The organism is Caulobacter sp. CCH9-E1 (genome assembly GCF_001556515.1).
GTDB lineage: Bacteria > Pseudomonadota > Alphaproteobacteria > Caulobacterales > Caulobacteraceae > Caulobacter.
In genome coordinates, this window is the sequence record NZ_LSJA01000313.1 from 1 (window position 1) to 15,195 (window position 15,195).

General features: G+C 69.7%; 12 protein-coding genes and 1 pseudogene. 5 read left to right on the forward strand and 8 right to left on the reverse strand.

All coding sequences use genetic code 11. The features are described from left to right. Positions 1-195: 195 nt before the first annotated feature. The 3 genes and pseudogenes from hisS (at position 196) to hisG (ending at position 3,788) form a co-directional block, all read left to right on the forward strand. Positions 196-1,686, forward strand: a complete 1,491-nt coding sequence (hisS, locus tag AX690_RS17555) for a histidine--tRNA ligase (RefSeq protein ID WP_066682952.1) — start codon at positions 196-198, stop codon at positions 1,684-1,686. Then, a pseudogene (locus tag AX690_RS17560) lies at positions 1,661-2,832 on the forward strand (ATP phosphoribosyltransferase regulatory subunit). Before hisS ends, AX690_RS17560 begins: the two are co-directional and overlap by 26 nt. Then, positions 2,829-3,788: an ATP phosphoribosyltransferase gene (gene hisG / locus AX690_RS17565; protein WP_066682954.1), complete on the forward strand. Its 960-nt coding sequence runs from the start codon at positions 2,829-2,831 to the stop codon at positions 3,786-3,788. Before AX690_RS17560 ends, hisG begins: the two are co-directional and overlap by 4 nt. Before the next feature lie 359 nt (positions 3,789-4,147). Here the strand turns inward: hisG and AX690_RS17570 are convergent, their stop codons facing one another. Next, positions 4,148-4,933, reverse strand: coding sequence for a hypothetical protein (locus AX690_RS17570; RefSeq protein WP_066682955.1), 786 nt, complete (start codon positions 4,931-4,933; stop codon positions 4,148-4,150). A 101-nt stretch (positions 4,934-5,034) separates the two neighbouring features. After that, the gene (locus AX690_RS17575; RefSeq protein ID WP_082769725.1) at positions 5,035-7,992 is read right to left on the reverse strand and encodes a TonB-dependent siderophore receptor; all 2,958 of its coding nucleotides are present in this window, start codon (positions 7,990-7,992) and stop codon (positions 5,035-5,037) included. 309 nt (positions 7,993-8,301) lie between these two features. Between AX690_RS17575 and AX690_RS23025 the strand changes: the two genes are divergently transcribed. After that, positions 8,302-8,454: a hypothetical protein gene (locus AX690_RS23025; protein ID WP_156449718.1), complete on the forward strand. Its 153-nt coding sequence runs from the start codon at positions 8,302-8,304 to the stop codon at positions 8,452-8,454. A 62-nt stretch (positions 8,455-8,516) separates the two neighbouring features. On the opposite strand, the gene AX690_RS17580 is transcribed toward AX690_RS23025, so the two are convergent. Genes AX690_RS17580 through AX690_RS17590 form a run of 3 tightly spaced genes read right to left on the reverse strand, consistent with a single transcriptional unit; the run spans position 8,517 to position 12,705 of the window. Then, positions 8,517-9,902: an efflux transporter outer membrane subunit gene (locus AX690_RS17580; RefSeq protein WP_066682957.1), complete on the reverse strand. Its 1,386-nt coding sequence runs from the start codon at positions 9,900-9,902 to the stop codon at positions 8,517-8,519. Then, entirely contained in the window at positions 9,902-11,032 is a 1,131-nt protein-coding gene (locus AX690_RS17585) for an HlyD family secretion protein (RefSeq protein ID WP_066682958.1), read from the reverse strand. The genes AX690_RS17580 and AX690_RS17585 overlap by 1 nt, the downstream gene beginning before the upstream one ends. Next, positions 11,029-12,705 (reverse strand): MFS transporter, encoded by a 1,677-nt coding sequence (locus AX690_RS17590; RefSeq protein WP_066682959.1) that lies wholly within the window; start codon positions 12,703-12,705, stop codon positions 11,029-11,031. Before AX690_RS17590 ends, AX690_RS17585 begins: the two co-directional genes overlap by 4 nt. Positions 12,706-12,847: 142 nt before the next feature. Between AX690_RS17590 and fabA the strand changes: the two genes are divergently transcribed. After that, a complete protein-coding gene (fabA, locus tag AX690_RS17595; RefSeq protein WP_066682960.1) occupies positions 12,848-13,372 on the forward strand; it encodes a bifunctional 3-hydroxydecanoyl-ACP dehydratase/trans-2-decenoyl-ACP isomerase in 525 nt (174 codons plus the stop codon). A gap of 54 nt (positions 13,373-13,426) precedes the next feature. Here fabA and AX690_RS17600 read toward each other — a convergent pair whose 3' ends face one another. The 3 genes from AX690_RS17600 to AX690_RS23775 all read right to left on the reverse strand — a co-directional run. After that, on the reverse strand, positions 13,427-14,635 hold the full coding sequence (locus AX690_RS17600) for a TonB family protein (protein ID WP_066682961.1): 1,209 nt from the start codon (positions 14,633-14,635) through the stop codon (positions 13,427-13,429). Then, complete coding sequence (locus AX690_RS17605; RefSeq protein ID WP_066682962.1) at positions 14,632-14,994, reverse strand: BlaI/MecI/CopY family transcriptional regulator; 363 nt, start codon at positions 14,992-14,994, stop codon at positions 14,632-14,634. The genes AX690_RS17600 and AX690_RS17605 overlap by 4 nt, the downstream gene beginning before the upstream one ends. After that, positions 14,991-15,195, reverse strand: a 205-nt coding sequence (locus AX690_RS23775; protein WP_231732232.1) for a hypothetical protein, incomplete at its 5' end; no start/stop codon positions are given. The genes AX690_RS17605 and AX690_RS23775, both read right to left, overlap by 4 nt.

Below are 15,195 nucleotides of genomic sequence, written 5' to 3' on the forward strand. Positions count from 1 at the left end.
CCCCAATCCGCTACACCGCCCCCCGCAATGACCCGCACGCCGCACCATCACGGCCACCACCACCATCCGACCTCGCCTCGCGGGATCGGCCGGGTCCGCTCGCTCTAGAAGCAAGCCCCCAGCCAGCCCCCGCCTAGCGGATGGGGCTTGGCTCAAGCGCCATCCGTCGAAGCCTTGAAGTTCTAAGGACCGACGATGACCACCGCCTCCGACGACAACACCCCGCAAGACTTCCGCCCCGAGGCCCGCGCCCCCCGAGGCTTCGCCGACAAGCGCGCGCGCGACCTGCGGGCGGAGCGCTTGATCCTGGAGGCGGTGTCGGCGGTCTATGAGCGCTACGGCTTCGAGGCGCTGGACACCGGGGCGTTCGAATACGCCGACGCCCTGGGCAAGTTCCTGCCCGACAGCGACCGGCCCAACGAGGGCGTCTTCGCGCTGCAGGACGACGACGACCAGTGGATGGCGCTGCGCTATGATTTGACCGCGCCGCTGGCCCGTTTCGCCGCCCAGAACTGGGAGACCTTGCCCAAGCCGTTCCGCCGCTACGCGTTCGGGCCGGTGTGGCGCAACGAGAAGCCGGGGCCGGGGCGCTTCCGCCAGTTCATCCAGTGCGACGCCGACACGGTGGGCTCGGCCCGTCCGGAGGCCGACGCCGAGATCATCGCCATGGCCGTCGAGGGCCTGGAGGCCGCGGGCCTGCCGCGCGGGGCGGCGGTGCTGAAGATCAACAATCGCAAGCTGCTCAACGGTCTCTTGACCGCCGCCGGCGCCGACAGCGCCGGCCAGAAGCTGGCCGTGTTGCGCGCGGTCGACAAGCTGGACCGCCTGGGCGTCGACGGTGTCCGGCTGCTGCTGGGCGAGGGGCGCCTGGACGAGAGCGGCGACTTCACCAAGGGCGCGGGCCTCAAAGGGCAGGCGGTCGACCAGGTGCTGGACTTCGTCCAGGCCGGCTCTTCTGGCGGGCGCGCGGCGACGCTGGACAATATCGCGCGCGTGATCGGCGGCTCGGCCGAGGGCGACGAGGGCCTGTTGGAGCTGTCGCGGATCGACGCGGCCCTGACCAGCCTGGGGATCGCCGACGATCAGGCCTTCATCGACCCGTCGATCGTCCGGGGGCTGGAATACTACACCGGCGCGGTGTTCGAGGCCGAGCTCTTGCTCAGCACCACCGACGAGAAGGGCAACAAGGTCACCTTCGGCTCGATCGGCGGCGGCGGGCGCTATGACGACCTGGTGGCGCGGTTCACCGGCAATGTGACGCCGGCGACGGGCTTCTCGTTCGGGGTGTCGCGCCTGGCGGCGGCGCTGCGGGCGGCAGGACAGGAGGCCGGAGGCCTCGCAAGAGGTCCGGTGGTGGTCATCGCCTTCGACGACGCCCACATGCCTGAGTACTTCTCCGTGGTCGGAGAATTGCGCGCGGCGGGCATTCCGGCCGAGGTCTATCTGGGGACCTCGGGCATGCGGCCGCAGATGAAGTACGCTGACCGGCGCCTGTCGCCCGCGGCCATCATGCTGGGCGGCGACGAGATCGCGGCCGGCACGGTGACGATCAAGGACCTGGACCTGGGCCGCGAGCTGGCCTCGGGCGTCGCCGACAACGCCGCCTGGAAGGCCGAGCGTCCGGGCCAGCAGACCATTCCGCGCGGCGAGCTCGTCGCCGCTGTGCGCAAGATCATTGGGGGCTAGTTCGTGAGGCTCGAGCGTTCCATTCCGGCGGAGGCGCTCGACGCCATCCGCGCGCCGCTTCTGGCCGCCGGCGCCGCGCCGACCGACGCGCCGGTGCTGCAGCCCCTGGGCCTGCTGCTCGATCTGGCCGGCGAGGCCATGCGTTCGCGATTGTTCGTCGTCTCCGGCGACGGCGGCGAGGAGGCGGCCCTGCGCCCCGACTTCACCGTCGCCGTGGCGCGGCAGCACTTTGCTGGAGGGGCGGCGAGCGGCCGCTACCGCTACGAGGGCAAGGCCTTCCGCGTGGCCCCGCGCGGCAGCGATCGCGCCGAGGAGTTCCTGCAGATCGGCGTCGAGGCCTTCGAGGCCGGAGACCCGGTCGCCGCCGACGCCGAGATGGCGGCCCTGGCCTGGGCGGCCTCGGCGGCTGGCGGGCGCGGGGATCTCTCCTTGGTGCTCGGGGATGTGTCGTTGTTCGCGGCCTTCGTCGATAGTCTCGATCTGGCCGCGCCCCTGGCCGCCCGCCTGAAGCGCGCCTTCGCCAAGCCGCGCCAGCTGAAGGCCGAGCTGGACGGCTCGCCGGAGCGCGGACTGGCTGCGGACGAGGATAAAGGCCGCATCGCCGCCCTGCTGGCCGGCCTGCCCGAGGCCGAAGCCTCCGCGGTGCTGCAGGAGCTGTGGTCCCTGGCCGGCATCGAGCCCGTCGGCGGCCGCCGCCCGGCCGAGATCGCCCGCCGCCTCGTGGAGAAGGCGCAGACCGCCAAGGCCGGCCGTCTGGACGCGGAGCAAGCCGCCAAGGTCCGCGCCTTCCTGGCCGTCTCCGATCGTCCGGAGGCGGCGCTCGACGCCATCGCGGGGCTCGCTGGCCCCAACGACGCCGCGCTGAAGGCCGCCGTCGCTGGCTGGCGTTCGCGCCTCTCGGGCATGGCCGCCCGGGGCGCGCCCCTGGACCGCATGACGCTTGCCGCCGCCTTCGGGCGGGCCTTCGGCTACTACGACGGCTACCTGTTCGAGGTCCGCTCGGCGGGCCTGGGCGATGAGCGGCCCATCGCCGCCGGCGGTCGCTACGACGGTCTGCCGGGCAAGCTCGGCGTCTCCACCACCAACACCGGCGCGGTCGGCTTCATGGTCCGTCCCGCGCGCGCCTATGCGGGAGGCGGCGAATGACGTCTGCTCCGATGATCTTCGCCATCCCGTCCAAGGGCCGCCTGAAGGACCAGGTCGAGGCCTGGCTGGCCGAATGCGGCTTCAAGCTGGAGATGACCGGCGGGGCGCGCGGCTACTCGGCCGAGCTGTCGGGCCTGCCGGGCGTCTCGGTGCGCCTGCTGTCGGCCGGCGACATCGCCGCGGGCCTCGACAGCGGCGACCTGCACCTGGGCGTCACCGGCGAGGACCTGCTGCGCGAGCGCGGCGACGACATGGACAGCCGGGTCATGCTGCTGCGGGCCCTGGGCTTTGGTCGCGCCGACCTGGTCGTGACCGCGCCCAAGAGCTGGCTCGACGTCGACACCATGGCCGATGTCGACGAGGTCGGGCACGCGCACCTGGCCAAGACCGGCCGCCGCCTGCGGGTGGCGACCAAGTACGTGACCCAGACCCGCGCCTTCTTCGCCCGCCACGGCGTCGCCGACTACCGCATCGTCGAGAGCAGCGGCGCGACCGAGGGGGCCCCCGCCGCCGGCGCGGCCGAGCTGGTCGTGGACATCACCACCACCGGCGCGACCCTGGCCGCCAACGGCCTGAAGATCCTGTCCGACGGCGTGATCCTGAAGAGCCAGGCCCAGCTGACGGCCTCGCTGCTGGCGGGCTGGAACGGCGAGCAGCTGGACGCCCTGCGGCGGCTCTTGTCCGTGGTCGAGGCCAAGGGGCGGGCGGGCAAGCTCGCCACCCTGGTCTGGCCGGCCGAGCAGGACCGCGCCGCCCAGGACGCGGTGGCCGGCTTCGTCGCCCAGGGCGGCTCGCGCCGCGCCAATGGCGCCCTGCTGGCGACCGCCGACCTGTTCGACGCCGCCGCCGCCCTGGCCGAGGCCGGGGTCGAACCGGTGACCGTGTCGCGTCCGGACTATGTGTTCGAGTCGCGCTCGGCGGTGTTGGACCGTTTCACGGCCGCCCTTGGAAAGTAAGTTTTGACTGTTTTGTCAAAAATAACGCTGGAATCCGGGGTAAAACCGACTTTTCAGTCCAAACTACGCCAGCAGCGTCAAAAATTCGTCCAAACCTTTGCAGAAAACGGCTTTGACGCGTTGACACCGTCACGAATTTGACGTTTCTACACACTGCAAGGACGAAACGAGCCCACCAGAGAGCTCCCGTTCTTCGGCGTTTCGGGGAGGAAACGCCCGCCTAGATCGAATGATCGAGAAAATAGCCAGCCCGTCGCGATTATCCCCCGCGACGGGTTTGGTGTATCTGGGCCCTGGTTTCCATTTTTGACGACGACGTCAAAAACTTTGCCGAGCGCCGGGCGCCGAGCCCGGATCGCTCAGCGATAGCCCAGCAAGTCCCTCAGGCCCGGGGCGTGGAAGTCGACCACCCGCCGGTGGGTCTCCGACAGCACCTTGGGCACCTCGGCCGTCACGCTGAGGTTCTCGCGCGCGGTGCGGCTCTCGCGCGGATCGGCGCCGGCCTCGACGCGGGCCCGCCAGTCCTCGGGCAGCGCCAGGCCGCAGTCGGCGAGCAGTTGGCCGAAGAAGGCCTCGGCCCGCCTGGAGCCCAGGTCCTTGAGGTTCTCGACGATGTCCTCGTAGCGGACGATCACGGCCTTGGAGCCCATCCAGGCCACGGCGTTCATCGTGAAGATGTCCCGCAGGTCGGGGATGCGGCCGTGGGCGCCCAGGATCATCATCATGATGACGTCGTCGATGGACGCGCCGCCGTCCTTGATGTGGTTCAGGTTCCCCTGGAACTCGTCGGACAGGTAGAAGCGCGCGCGGGCCAGGACCCAGTCGTACGGGTCGCGGACGAGCACGACATGGCGCACGTCGCGCAGGGCCACGGCCGCCTCGTCGGAGAACAGCATGTGGCCCCAGCTGATCATCGGCTGGTTGGGCAGGAAGGCGTCGCGACTGCGCGCCAGCAGGGCGTGCTGGATGTACTCGCGCCGCCAATGCTGCTCGGGCGCGACGAACATCCGCATGATGTTGCGGATCAGGTGCGTGCCGGCCTTTGGCACGCTGTTCAGGAAGACCGGCTGGCCCAGCCGCGCGCGCTCGAAACGCTCGCCGATCGCATCGAGATTGTCGGGCTTGCCGCGAATGATGGCGTTCACGCTGAGAGGGCCTCGGAACTGAAGGAGCCGGACAGAAAAACGGCGGCGGATTGCTCCGCCGCCGTGATCCTAGAGCATTTCCCCGCGAAGGGGATGCCCGCCTAGAAGTGCGCCCGGATGTTCACGAAGACGCGGCGGCCCAGATAGTCGTACTGCGAGGACTGAACCGAGGTCCCCACCGTGTCGTACTTGCCCTGGCCGAGCGTGAGCGCCGGGGGATGCTCGTCGAACAGGTTCGAGACGCCGCCCGTGATCGACCAGTCCTCCAAGTCCCGCCGCAGCGACACGTTGTGGTAGGCGGTGAACTCGGTGTGGATCTTGTAGAAGGTCGTTCCGGCCGTATTGACGTCCCGCTCCGTCTCCGCATCCGAAGCCTTGCCGACCATGTCGACGCCCCAGAAGCCGGTCCAATCGCCCTTCTGGAAGCTGAGGTTCAGCTGGCCGGTCCAGTCGGGGTCGCCGACAAAGCCGTTCTGATCGATGATCGTGTCGGCGAACTTGGCCTCGGTGTCCTTCAACTGCCAGGTCGATTGCAGCTCGGCCACCATCTTCACATCCCAAGGCAGGTCTTGACCGTAGCGGACCGTCAGGTCGATGCCGCGGTTAATCTGCTGAGCGATGTTGATGTAGTTGTTGGTGATGTTGGTGATCAGGTGCGAGCCGGGATTCCGCGTGAACAGGCTGCAGAGCTTGTCGTTCGGGAAGTTCAGCGACTTCAGGCACTGGTTGACGATGGTCGCCGCCCCCAGCTGGGTCACCTCGTTCTTCACGTTGATGTCGAAATAGTCGACGGCCAGCTGCAGGTCCGCGAACTTCGGCGTCCAGATGACGCCATAGGTCTTGGCCAGCGACGTCTCGGCTTCCAGCAGGCCCTTGCCGCCCGAAGAGACGACCGTGACGCTGGCGCCGGCGCCCGTATAGGTGTCCGGAACGCCCGAGGCGCGGCAGTTGTCGGCGACGCGCTGGGTGATGTTGCCCTGGGCCAGGTTCTGGCCCCAGCGGATGCAGGGATCAACCGACCGCTGGTTCACGAAGGCCGTTTGCGCGTTCTTGTACAGCTCGAACAGCGCCGGGGCCCGGAACGACGTGCCCCGCGTGGCGCGCAGGCGCAGCGACGGGATGATCTGCCAGTTCAGACCGATCTTGTAGGTGTCGTCCTCACCATAGGAATTGACCTTGGTGTGACGGCCCGACAGCGACAGCTCGACGTTCTTGGCCAGGAACATGTCCCGGAAGATCGGGATGCTCAGCTCGCCGTAGACTTCCCGCGCCAGGTCGTCGCCCTTGGTGACGCCGGCGACCGACGAGTTCCAGATGTTGCCGGCCAGGGTGATCGGGCCGGGCGTGTCGTTGATCGAGTCCTTGCGGTAGTGGAAGCCCAGGGCGACGCCCACGTCGCCGGCCGGCAGCTTGAACAGGTTGCCCGACACCGAGCCTTCGAACACCAGCTGCTTGTAGACGGTCTTGCCGGTTTCGGTGTCGAACAGGAACGCTTCTTCCTCCGGCGTGTACTTGCCGGCCAGGAAGTCCGGCGACACCCAGGCCACGTCGACGCACTGCTTCTTGCTGATCGGCGTCACCGTGCCGACGCACGAGCCGGTGCGGAAGGCGTTGCTGTTGACGGAGTCGTTCAGGATCACGTCCTGCGAATAGAGACCCTTGCTGTGGCTGTACTGCGCGAAGACGTCCCAGTCCCAGCTCTTCAGGAAGTCGATCTTGCCGAAATCGCCGCGCAGGCCGCCGACATAGCGTTGGTAATCGACGCGCTGGCCGTCGCGGGCGTGGTTGGTGACCGGGGTCGGCGAGAGGATGTAGTCGCCGCTGAAGCCCACGCTGAACGGATCGGCGCCGGTGTTGGGGCCGCCGGTCTCGGTGTAGAAATAGCTCCAGAACTGACGATAGCCGTGGGTCTTGGTCGCGCGGCGGTTCAGCAGCGCTTCGCCATAGGCCTCGATGCTGTCGTTGATCTTGAAGGCGCCCTGGGCGAAGACCGTGTTGCGCTCGGTGCGCGGGCTCAGCGACGTCGCCAGGTTGAAGGGGCTGTTATAGTCCAGCACGCCGCGGTCCGGCGCGGCCGGATCGTCGCTGTAGCCAACCACGTAGAAGCCCGCCGGCGCGCCAGGATAGCCGCCGCCCGCCGGGGCGCGCGGGATCAGGCCGGCGATCTTGCCGGTGTAGTCGTACTGCAGCTTGCCGTCCAAGCCCGAGAAGCTGGGGTCGTACAGCCAGATCTGATCGTACAGCAGGTCCTGGCATTGGATCTTGCCGGTGCGCGGATCGATCGTGTCCTTACGCTTGCCGTTGGAGTCGGTGATGTACTGACGGCCGCAGTTCGTATAGCTGCGCTGGCCGCGGGTCTGCTCGGCCTTCTTGAAGTACTCGTACGACAGGCTGAAGAAGCCGCGGTCGAAGGTCTTGGCGAAGCTGGCGCTGGCCGAATACTGCTCGCCGCCGTGCTTCTGGGGCTGGCTGTAGAACATCGAGGCGTCGATGCCGTCGGTGTTGCGCTTGGTGATGATGTTCACCACGCCGGCCACGGCGTCCGAGCCGTAGATCGACGAGGCGCCGTCCTTCAGGATGTCGACGTGGTCGATGACCGACAGCGGCAGCACGTTCAGGTCGAAGGCCGAAACGCCGCCGCGGGTGCCGGCGGGACCGGCCCGGCGGCCGTTCAGCAGGACGAGGGTGCGGTTGGGGCCCAGGCCGCGCAGCGACACGGTCTCCGAACCGGGGCCGCCGTCGGTGACGAAGGCGCTGGAGATGTCCGAGGTGACCTGCGGCGAGCCCGACGCGATCGTCGAGGACTGCAGCAGGCCCGTCGCCGTGGCGATGCCGCGCAGCTGGCCCTGTTCGGCGGAAATGACCTGGATGGGGTCCGGGCTGTTGAAGGCCGAGCGCTTGATGCGCGAGCCGGTCACCACCACGGCCTCGACCTCGGCGCTATCCTGCGCCGGAGCGCCCGCGGGCGGCGCCGTCTGGGCCAGGGCCGGCAAGGCGGCGCTTGTCGCCAGGCCGGCGATGATCGTGGAGGCGAGAAGACGTCCTCGTTGGTTCAGCATGAAATGAACTGGCCCCTCAATAGTCAAGCTTGAGGCGGAACGCGCGGAGGCGATTCAACTCGCGCGCGACGTTTCGCTTTGCGCCAGCCAAGCTCTTTCAAGAAGCGACCGCAATATTTTCGCCGCCGAACCGTCATATTTGCGCGGGCTGTGACATCTTTCGCGCACTCTTGGGCCGTATTCGCCGCGAAGACGACAGTGTTCGACCCTATCCATGACATCGCCCTCGCCTGCGGCGTCGGGCCGCAGCGCGCGTCTCGGAATCTGGGGTCATTCTGCCCGCGCTTGGGGACGGCTGGGAGGATGGCCATGGACGAGTTCATTCGCCGCAAGAATATCGAGCTGTTCCGGGCGAAGCTGAAGCGCGAGTGCGATCCGGAACTGCGCGAGACGCTCGAGCAGCTGCTCAAGGAATATGAGGCCATCCCGCTGGGCGGAGGCTCGCCGCCCATGGCGGCCTAGAGCGCGTTAGGTTTAAGTGTGAGCGGTTAAACCGCTCGAACGCGCTCTAAGTCAGACAGGCTCTAGCGCTCAGGGACATTCGTCTCGGTCCACCCGCCGCCCAGGGCCTGATACAGCGCCACGGCGTTCTGCAGCCGGGCCTCGCGAACCTGTGACAGCGCCAGATCCGTGGCGAGCAGGGCGCGCTGGGCGTCCAACTCCTCCAGATAGGCGACATAGCCCGCCTGGTAGCGCTTGCGCGCGTGGTCCAGGGCCGAGGCGGCGGCGGCGCGCTGGCGTACGGCGGCGGCCTCCTGCTCGGCGAGGCGACCCGTGCCCTCAAGCGCGCTCTCGACCTCGCTGAACGCGGTCAGCACGGCCTTGCGATAGGCGAAGGCCGCCTGGTCGCGGCGGGCCGCGGCGGCGTCGGACTGGGCCCGCAGACGACCGCCGTCGAAGATCGGCGCCAGGGCGCTGGCCCCCAGGCTCCAGACCGTCACCGGGTCCAGATGCTCGACGAACAGCTCCCCGCCGGCCGCCGACAGGCGCACCTGGGGCAGGAAGGCCGCGCGCGCCGAGCTCAGGCTGGCGTCGGCGGCGGCCAGGGTCGCTTCGGCCTGGGCGATGTCGGGGCGCCGGGCCAGCAGCGAGGAGGGTAGCGGCGCGCCCGGTTGCGGGATGACGAGGGCGGCGAGGGTTCCGCGCGCGATCGGCTGCGAGGTCTGGCCCACCAGCAGGGCCAAGGCGCCCTCCTGGCGACGGATGGCCAGCTCCAGGGCCGGGACGCGCTGGGCGGCGGCTTCCAGCTCGGCCTCGGCCTGACGGAGTTCGAGGTCCGAGGTTACGCCTTCCTGGGCCCGGCGGCGGGCGCGAACGGCGGATTCCTGGCGCGAGGCCAGGGTGGCGCGGGCGGTGGCCAGCTGGGCGTCCAGCGACAGCAAGGCCACATAGGACCGCGCGACGGCGGCCGAGACCGACAGGCGGGCGGCGTCGCGGGCGTCGCGGCTGGCCTGCAGGCTGGCGCGGGCGGCGGCGTCGGCGGCGCGGACGCGGCCCCACAGATCGACCTCGTAGGCGACCTGGACCTGAGGTTGGCTCGCCAAGGTCGTGCTGGGCTGGCCGAAGGCGTCCAGCTTGCGCTCCTTCTGCGCGCCGGCCGCCAGGTTGACCGACGGCAGCAGGGCCGAGCTGGCCAGCAGGCTCTGGGCCTCGGCCTCGCGGACCCGCGCCTCGGCCGCGCCGAGGTCGGCGTTATGGGCCAGGGCGGCGGCGACCAGGTCCGACAGGCGCGGATCGCCGAACGCCTTCCACCACTCGGCGGCGGCGGCGTCCTGCGAAATCGTGGCGGGCGCGCGCCAGCCGGCGGGCGGGACGACGGCGGCCGAGGGCGGCGGTCCGGTCCTGGGGCCCGGCGTCGCGCAGGCGGCCAGGGCGCTCAAGGCCGCCAGACCGATCAGGGCGCGGCGCATCAGCGGCGACCCTTGCCGGCGGTGTCGACCTCGGCCTGAACCGACATGCCCGGACGCAGGCGGGCCAGGTCCGGCTGGCCGGCGTCGAGCACGATCCGCACCGGCAGGCGCTGGGCGATCTTGGTGAAGTTCCCCGTGGCGTTCTGCGGCGGCAGGATGCTGAACTCCGAGCCGGTGGCGGGCGAGACCTGCTCGACCTTGCCCGTGAAGCGCTGGTCGGCCAGGGCGTCGACCGTGACGCTGGCGGCCTGGCCAGGGCTCATCCGACCGGCCTGACGCTCCTTGAAGTTGGCGATCACCCAGCGCTGCGGCGGCACCAGCGAGACCAACTGGCTGCCGGCCGTCACCCACTGGCCGTTGCGCACGCCGACCTGGCCCAGCTGGCCGTCGGCGGGGGCGGCGACGATGGTGTTGGACAGGTCGATCTCGGCCAGGCGCAGGGCGGCTTTGGCGGCGGCGACGGCGGCCTGCAGACCCTCGCGCGAGACCCCGACCGAGCGGATGTCCTGGCGGGCGATCTCGCGGCCGGCCTTGGCCGAGGCGAGCGTAGCCTCGGCGGCCCGCAGGGCGGCGCGAGCCTGGTCGCGCTCGCGCAGGGAGACCGACCCGTCGGTCGCCAGCTCGGCGACGCGGGCCATGTCGGCGCGGGCCCGCTCGACCTGGGCCTGGGCCGAGCCGATATCGGCCTCGCGGCTCTTCAACGCCGCCTCGCGGGAGGCCTGGGCCTGGGTCGAGTTGGCGAGGTCGGCCTCGCGGGCGGCCAGCGCGGCGCGGGCCTGGTCCACGCGCTGGGCGTAGATGCGCTGGTCGATCGTAAACAGCGGCTGGCCCTTGCGCACGGTCTGGAAGTCCTGGGCCATGACCTTGACGACATAGCCGCTCAGCTGCGGCGCGACGACGGTGACCTGGCCGCGCACATAGGCGTTGTCGGTCCGCTCCACCGAGCCTCCGAACGGCGGCAGCTTCCACAGGAACAGGATCAGCACGATCACCGCCAGGGTGACGGCCGTGGTGATCAGGATCGCCGGGACGCTGGGCGGCTTGGGCCGCGCGGGCGGCGGCGCGGCCGACGCGGCGCGGTCTTCGGGCTGGGGCGCGGGGCCGGGCGGCGGGGAGGTCGCGTCGGTCATGCGGTCTCTCGGGCTGGAAGGGTGGAAGCAGGCGCGGCGGGCGTCTGGGCCTTCATGCGCAAGGCCAAACGCGCGAACAGCAAGCCGGCGTAGAAGAACTGGGCCAGGGCCACGACGCCGACCACCAGGAAGACGTCGTTGAAGGCCAGGACGGTGGCCTGTTGCGTCACCTGCTGGGTCAGCAACACGCTGGCGTCGGCGGCGCGCAGCGCCGGGTCGGTCTGGGTCGAGGCGTAGACGCCGCCATAGGTCTGCAGCGTCGCCGCGACGGCGGGATCCGCTCCGGTCAGGCGCTCGGCCAGGCCCACGGCGTGTTGCTGGGTCCGCACGGTCTGCAAGGTGCCCAGCATGGCCGCGCCGAACAGGCCGCCCAGGTTCTGCGCCACGCCGAACATCACCGAGAAGGTGATGATCGAGCCCAGGCCCCGGGTCAGCAACTGGCCGATGCCAAACATGAAGGACGGGCCCAGGAACATGGTCGCGGCGAAGGCCAGCAGCGCCTGGCTGAAATAGAGCTCGGCCGGCCCGGTCTGGGGCGTGGAGCGCGCGTCCAGGAAGGCGGCGACGGCGATCAGCAGGATCGAACCCAGGAACTGCGCTGGCAGGGTCTTCTGGGTCAGGGTCGCGGCGCTGACCACCAGGCCGGCGGCGGAGGCGGCCAGGACGACGGCGTAGAGCAGGCGCTGCTGCTCCTGGGCAAAGCCCAGGGCCTGCATCAGGCCCGCCGCGCCGACGGTCTGTTCCGACAGAATGACCCGCACCAGGGCGACGTTCAGGCAGAAGCGCAGGAAGGTCCCGGTGGCGATCCAGCGGGTGTCGATCAGCGGGTGCGCCCGGCTGTGCTCGACCACGCTGCCCGCCGCCAGCAGGATCATGGCGGCGATCAGGCACCAGCCGATCCACGGCGCCTCGAACCACCAGACGATACGGCCCAGGCCCAGGACGGCGACGATCAGGCCCAAGCCGCCCCCCAGCAGGGCGAAGGTCAGGGCGTCGACGCCTTCGAACACGTGGATGCGGACCCCGATCGGCAGGCGGAACAGCCAGACCGTCGCCAGGCACAGCGCCGCGAGGCTGGCCTCCAGCGCATAGAGGCCATGCCAGTAGGCGGCGTCGAGCAGGCTGGTGGAGATCACGCGGGCCAGCGGCGAGCCCAGCTGCGAGACGCCCACGCCCAGCACGAGCGCCCCGATCCGGAACGAGGCGGGAAAGGCCTGCAGCATGTAGAACATCGCCAGCGCCGTCAGCGCCGCCGCGCCCACGCCGCTGATCGCCCGCAGGATCAGGGCCATGGCGAAGTTGTCGAGCGCCAGGTGGGCGAAGGCCGCCACGGTGTAGAGGCTGAGGAACACCAGGGCGAACCGGCGGATGCCGAACTGCTGGCGGTACTTCACCAGCAGCAGGTTCATCGAGATGTTGGTCATCACATAGATCGTCGTCAGCCAGGCGCCTTCGGTCGGCGTCAGGCCCAGCGACCCCTGGATGGCCGGCAGGTTGACCTGGATCAGGGCCTGGCCCAGCGAGCCGGTCACCCCGATCAACAGGCTGATCAGCCCGTGGATGATCCTGAAGCGCGCCGGGAAATGCGGCGTCGACGGCGAGCCGGGCAGGAAGGGCCGCTCGTGCGGAAGCCAGTCCGGCGTCTGTCCGATCTGTTGGCCGTGTTGCGGCATGGGGCCTCGACTGTGAGCCGGTCTTTTACCCCGCGACGCGCGCGCGGCAAGGTTTAGTCTTCGGTTGCGGCGCCTCAACCTTGACGGGCCGCCAGGAGCGTCGGCAGCTAGACGTCGAGGTCATCTACAGGGGAAGAATGTCTTGGCGAACCCGCACGACTTTCACACGCCAAAGGATCACTACGACAAGGCGGATCTGCTGAAATCCGGTCTGGGCGGCTACTTCGGGCCAGGCAATGCGCAATTGCCGGCGCCGCCGATGCTGATGATGGACCGGATCACCGAGATCAGCCTGGACGGCGGCGAGTTCGGCAAGGGTTTCGTCGCCGCCGAGCTGGATATCAATCCGGACCTCTGGTTTTTCGGCTGCCATTTCATCGGCGACCCGGTGATGCCGGGGTGCCTGGGACTGGACGCCATGTGGCAGGTGATCGGCTACTGGCTCGGTTGGTCGGGCTCGCCCGGCAAGGGCCGGGCCCTCGGTGTGGGCGAGGTGAAGTTCCGCGGCCACGTGACGCCCGAGGTCAAGGTCGTGCGCTATGAGATCAGCCTGCGGCAGGTGCGACGCGGCAAGCTCGCCCTGGGCCTGGCCAACGGCCGCCTGCTGGCGGATGGCGAATGCGTCTACACCGCGACCGATCTCAAGGTCGGCATGATCGCCGGATAGGCATGAAAAAGGCCGCCGGCTTCCCGGCGGCCTTCGTTTCGCAAGTCGGCGGTCTCAAGTCTTGGGGCCGACCGCGAAGACAAGCGGGATCGTGACCTCGCCGCCGGCGACCGGCTTTCCGTCCAGCGTCTTGGGCCGCATCTGGAAGATCTCGGCGACTTGCAGGGCCGCCGCGCCGAAGCCCTGGTCGCCAGGGCTTTCGCTGACGACCTTGCAGGTCGTCAGGCGGCCGGTGGTCAATACGCGGCAGTTGATGATCGCCCGGCCGCCAAGGTTCGCCGCCGCGGCGGCCGCCGGATAGAACCGCGCCATGTCGTCGGCGGTGGGCTTGGCCGCCCAGTCGGGCTTGGTGATCGCGTGGGCCGGGCGCGCCTCGGCGGCCCAGACCGCGCCGGCGCCGGCCAGACCGACCAGCGTGGCCAGGGCGACGCCGGCGGCCCTCCGCGCGGGATTTCTGGCGGGGATGTTCAGCATGACCAGTCTCTCCTTCAGGGGATGAGCGCCGCCGGCCGGCCAATGGCAGCCGAACGGAACGACGCGGGGAACAAGAAGCGTGTCCAGCAGGGTTTCCGCGTACAGCCGACGGGCGTGCGGTCGGCGGGCGAGCACGGCCTCGTCGCAGGCCATCTCCTGATCCAGGCGAAGGCGGTGGGCGCCGAGGCGGACCAGCGGGTTGAACCAGGCCAGGCATTGCACGGTCGCGACCAGGGCGTTGATCAGGGCGTCGCCGCGCTCGAGATGGACGCGCTCATGCGCCAGGACCAACGCGCGGGCCTCGCCCTTGAAGCGGACGTCGAAGTCGGCCGGAACGACGATACGCGGCCAGGGGTAGGCGAGCACCATGGGGCCGGAACCGACATGGCGGCCCTGCAGCAGGTCAGGCTCCCGGGCGTGCGGCGCCAGCGGCCCCAGCGAGCGCGTGAACCGGACCTGACGGATCGCGAAGGCGGCCGCCATGACGACCGCGCCGAGCGCCCAGACCAGCAAGGCCAGGGTCGCTGCGACCTGGCTCGCCAAGGCCCCAGGGACAGCGCCGCGGATCGTCTGGCTGGCGGACAGGACGATCGGCGCCAGGGGCGTGGCGGCGATCGGGGCGGGCGACAGCGCCGCCAGGGCGCAGAGCGGCGGCGTCAGCCACAGCAGATAGGCGGCCAGCGCCCCCAGACGCCGGCGCACCGGCCCGCGCAGGACCAGCACGGCCGCCACGCCGCCCGCCAGGGCGAGGTTGGCGCCGACGATCTCGGAAAGGACGGCGGCGCTCATTTGCCGATCCTGTCGACCAGGGCCCTCAGCTCGGCGATGTCCTCGTCGCTGAGCTTGTCGCTCTGGGAAAAGTGCATGACCAGCGGGGCCAGACGCCCGTCGAACAGGCGATCCAGCAGGCCCTGGCTTTCGGCGCCGACATAGGCCTCTCGGGTCAGCAGGGGCGAGTAGTGATAGCGCCGCCCCTCGGCCCGCGCCGCCACCGCCTTCTTCTTGACCAGGCGGCTGATCAGCACCTTCACGGTGCCCTCGGTCCAGCCCTGGGGTTCGCAAACCTCGGCCATGATCGCCTCCGAGGTCAGCGTCCCTCGTCGCCACAGAGCCTCCATGACCACGCTCTCGGCCGCGCTGATCTTCATGCCGCATCCTCTCGATGACAGTTGTCAACGAGCTGACGTTGACACTTGTCATCCAACTCGTCAACCAACGTTCGACGCTGTCGCCAAATCATGATCCCCGAGTCGGCGTAACGGTGATATTCCAACTGAATTGGCCCGAGGGGGGCCGCGCGGCGCGCGGGGAAACGCATGAGCACCACCGAAATCCAGACGCCGACGAGC

Coding starts and splice junctions, on each gene's coding strand:
- hisS (WP_066682952.1), top strand. CDS start 196: ATGACCACCGCCTCCGACGACAACACCCCGCAAGACTTCCGCCCCGAG.
- hisG (WP_066682954.1), top strand. CDS start 2,829: ATGACGTCTGCTCCGATGATCTTCGCCATCCCGTCCAAGGGCCGCCTG.
- AX690_RS17575 (WP_082769725.1), bottom strand. CDS start 7,992: ATGCTGAACCAACGAGGACGTCTTCTCGCCTCCACGATCATCGCCGGC.
- AX690_RS23025 (WP_156449718.1), top strand. CDS start 8,302: ATGGACGAGTTCATTCGCCGCAAGAATATCGAGCTGTTCCGGGCGAAG.
- AX690_RS17580 (WP_066682957.1), bottom strand. CDS start 9,902: ATGCGCCGCGCCCTGATCGGTCTGGCGGCCTTGAGCGCCCTGGCCGCC.
- AX690_RS17585 (WP_066682958.1), bottom strand. CDS start 11,032: ATGACCGACGCGACCTCCCCGCCGCCCGGCCCCGCGCCCCAGCCCGAA.
- AX690_RS17590 (WP_066682959.1), bottom strand. CDS start 12,705: ATGCCGCAACACGGCCAACAGATCGGACAGACGCCGGACTGGCTTCCG.
- AX690_RS17600 (WP_066682961.1), bottom strand. CDS start 14,635: ATGAGCGCCGCCGTCCTTTCCGAGATCGTCGGCGCCAACCTCGCCCTG.
- AX690_RS17605 (WP_066682962.1), bottom strand. CDS start 14,994: ATGAAGATCAGCGCGGCCGAGAGCGTGGTCATGGAGGCTCTGTGGCGA.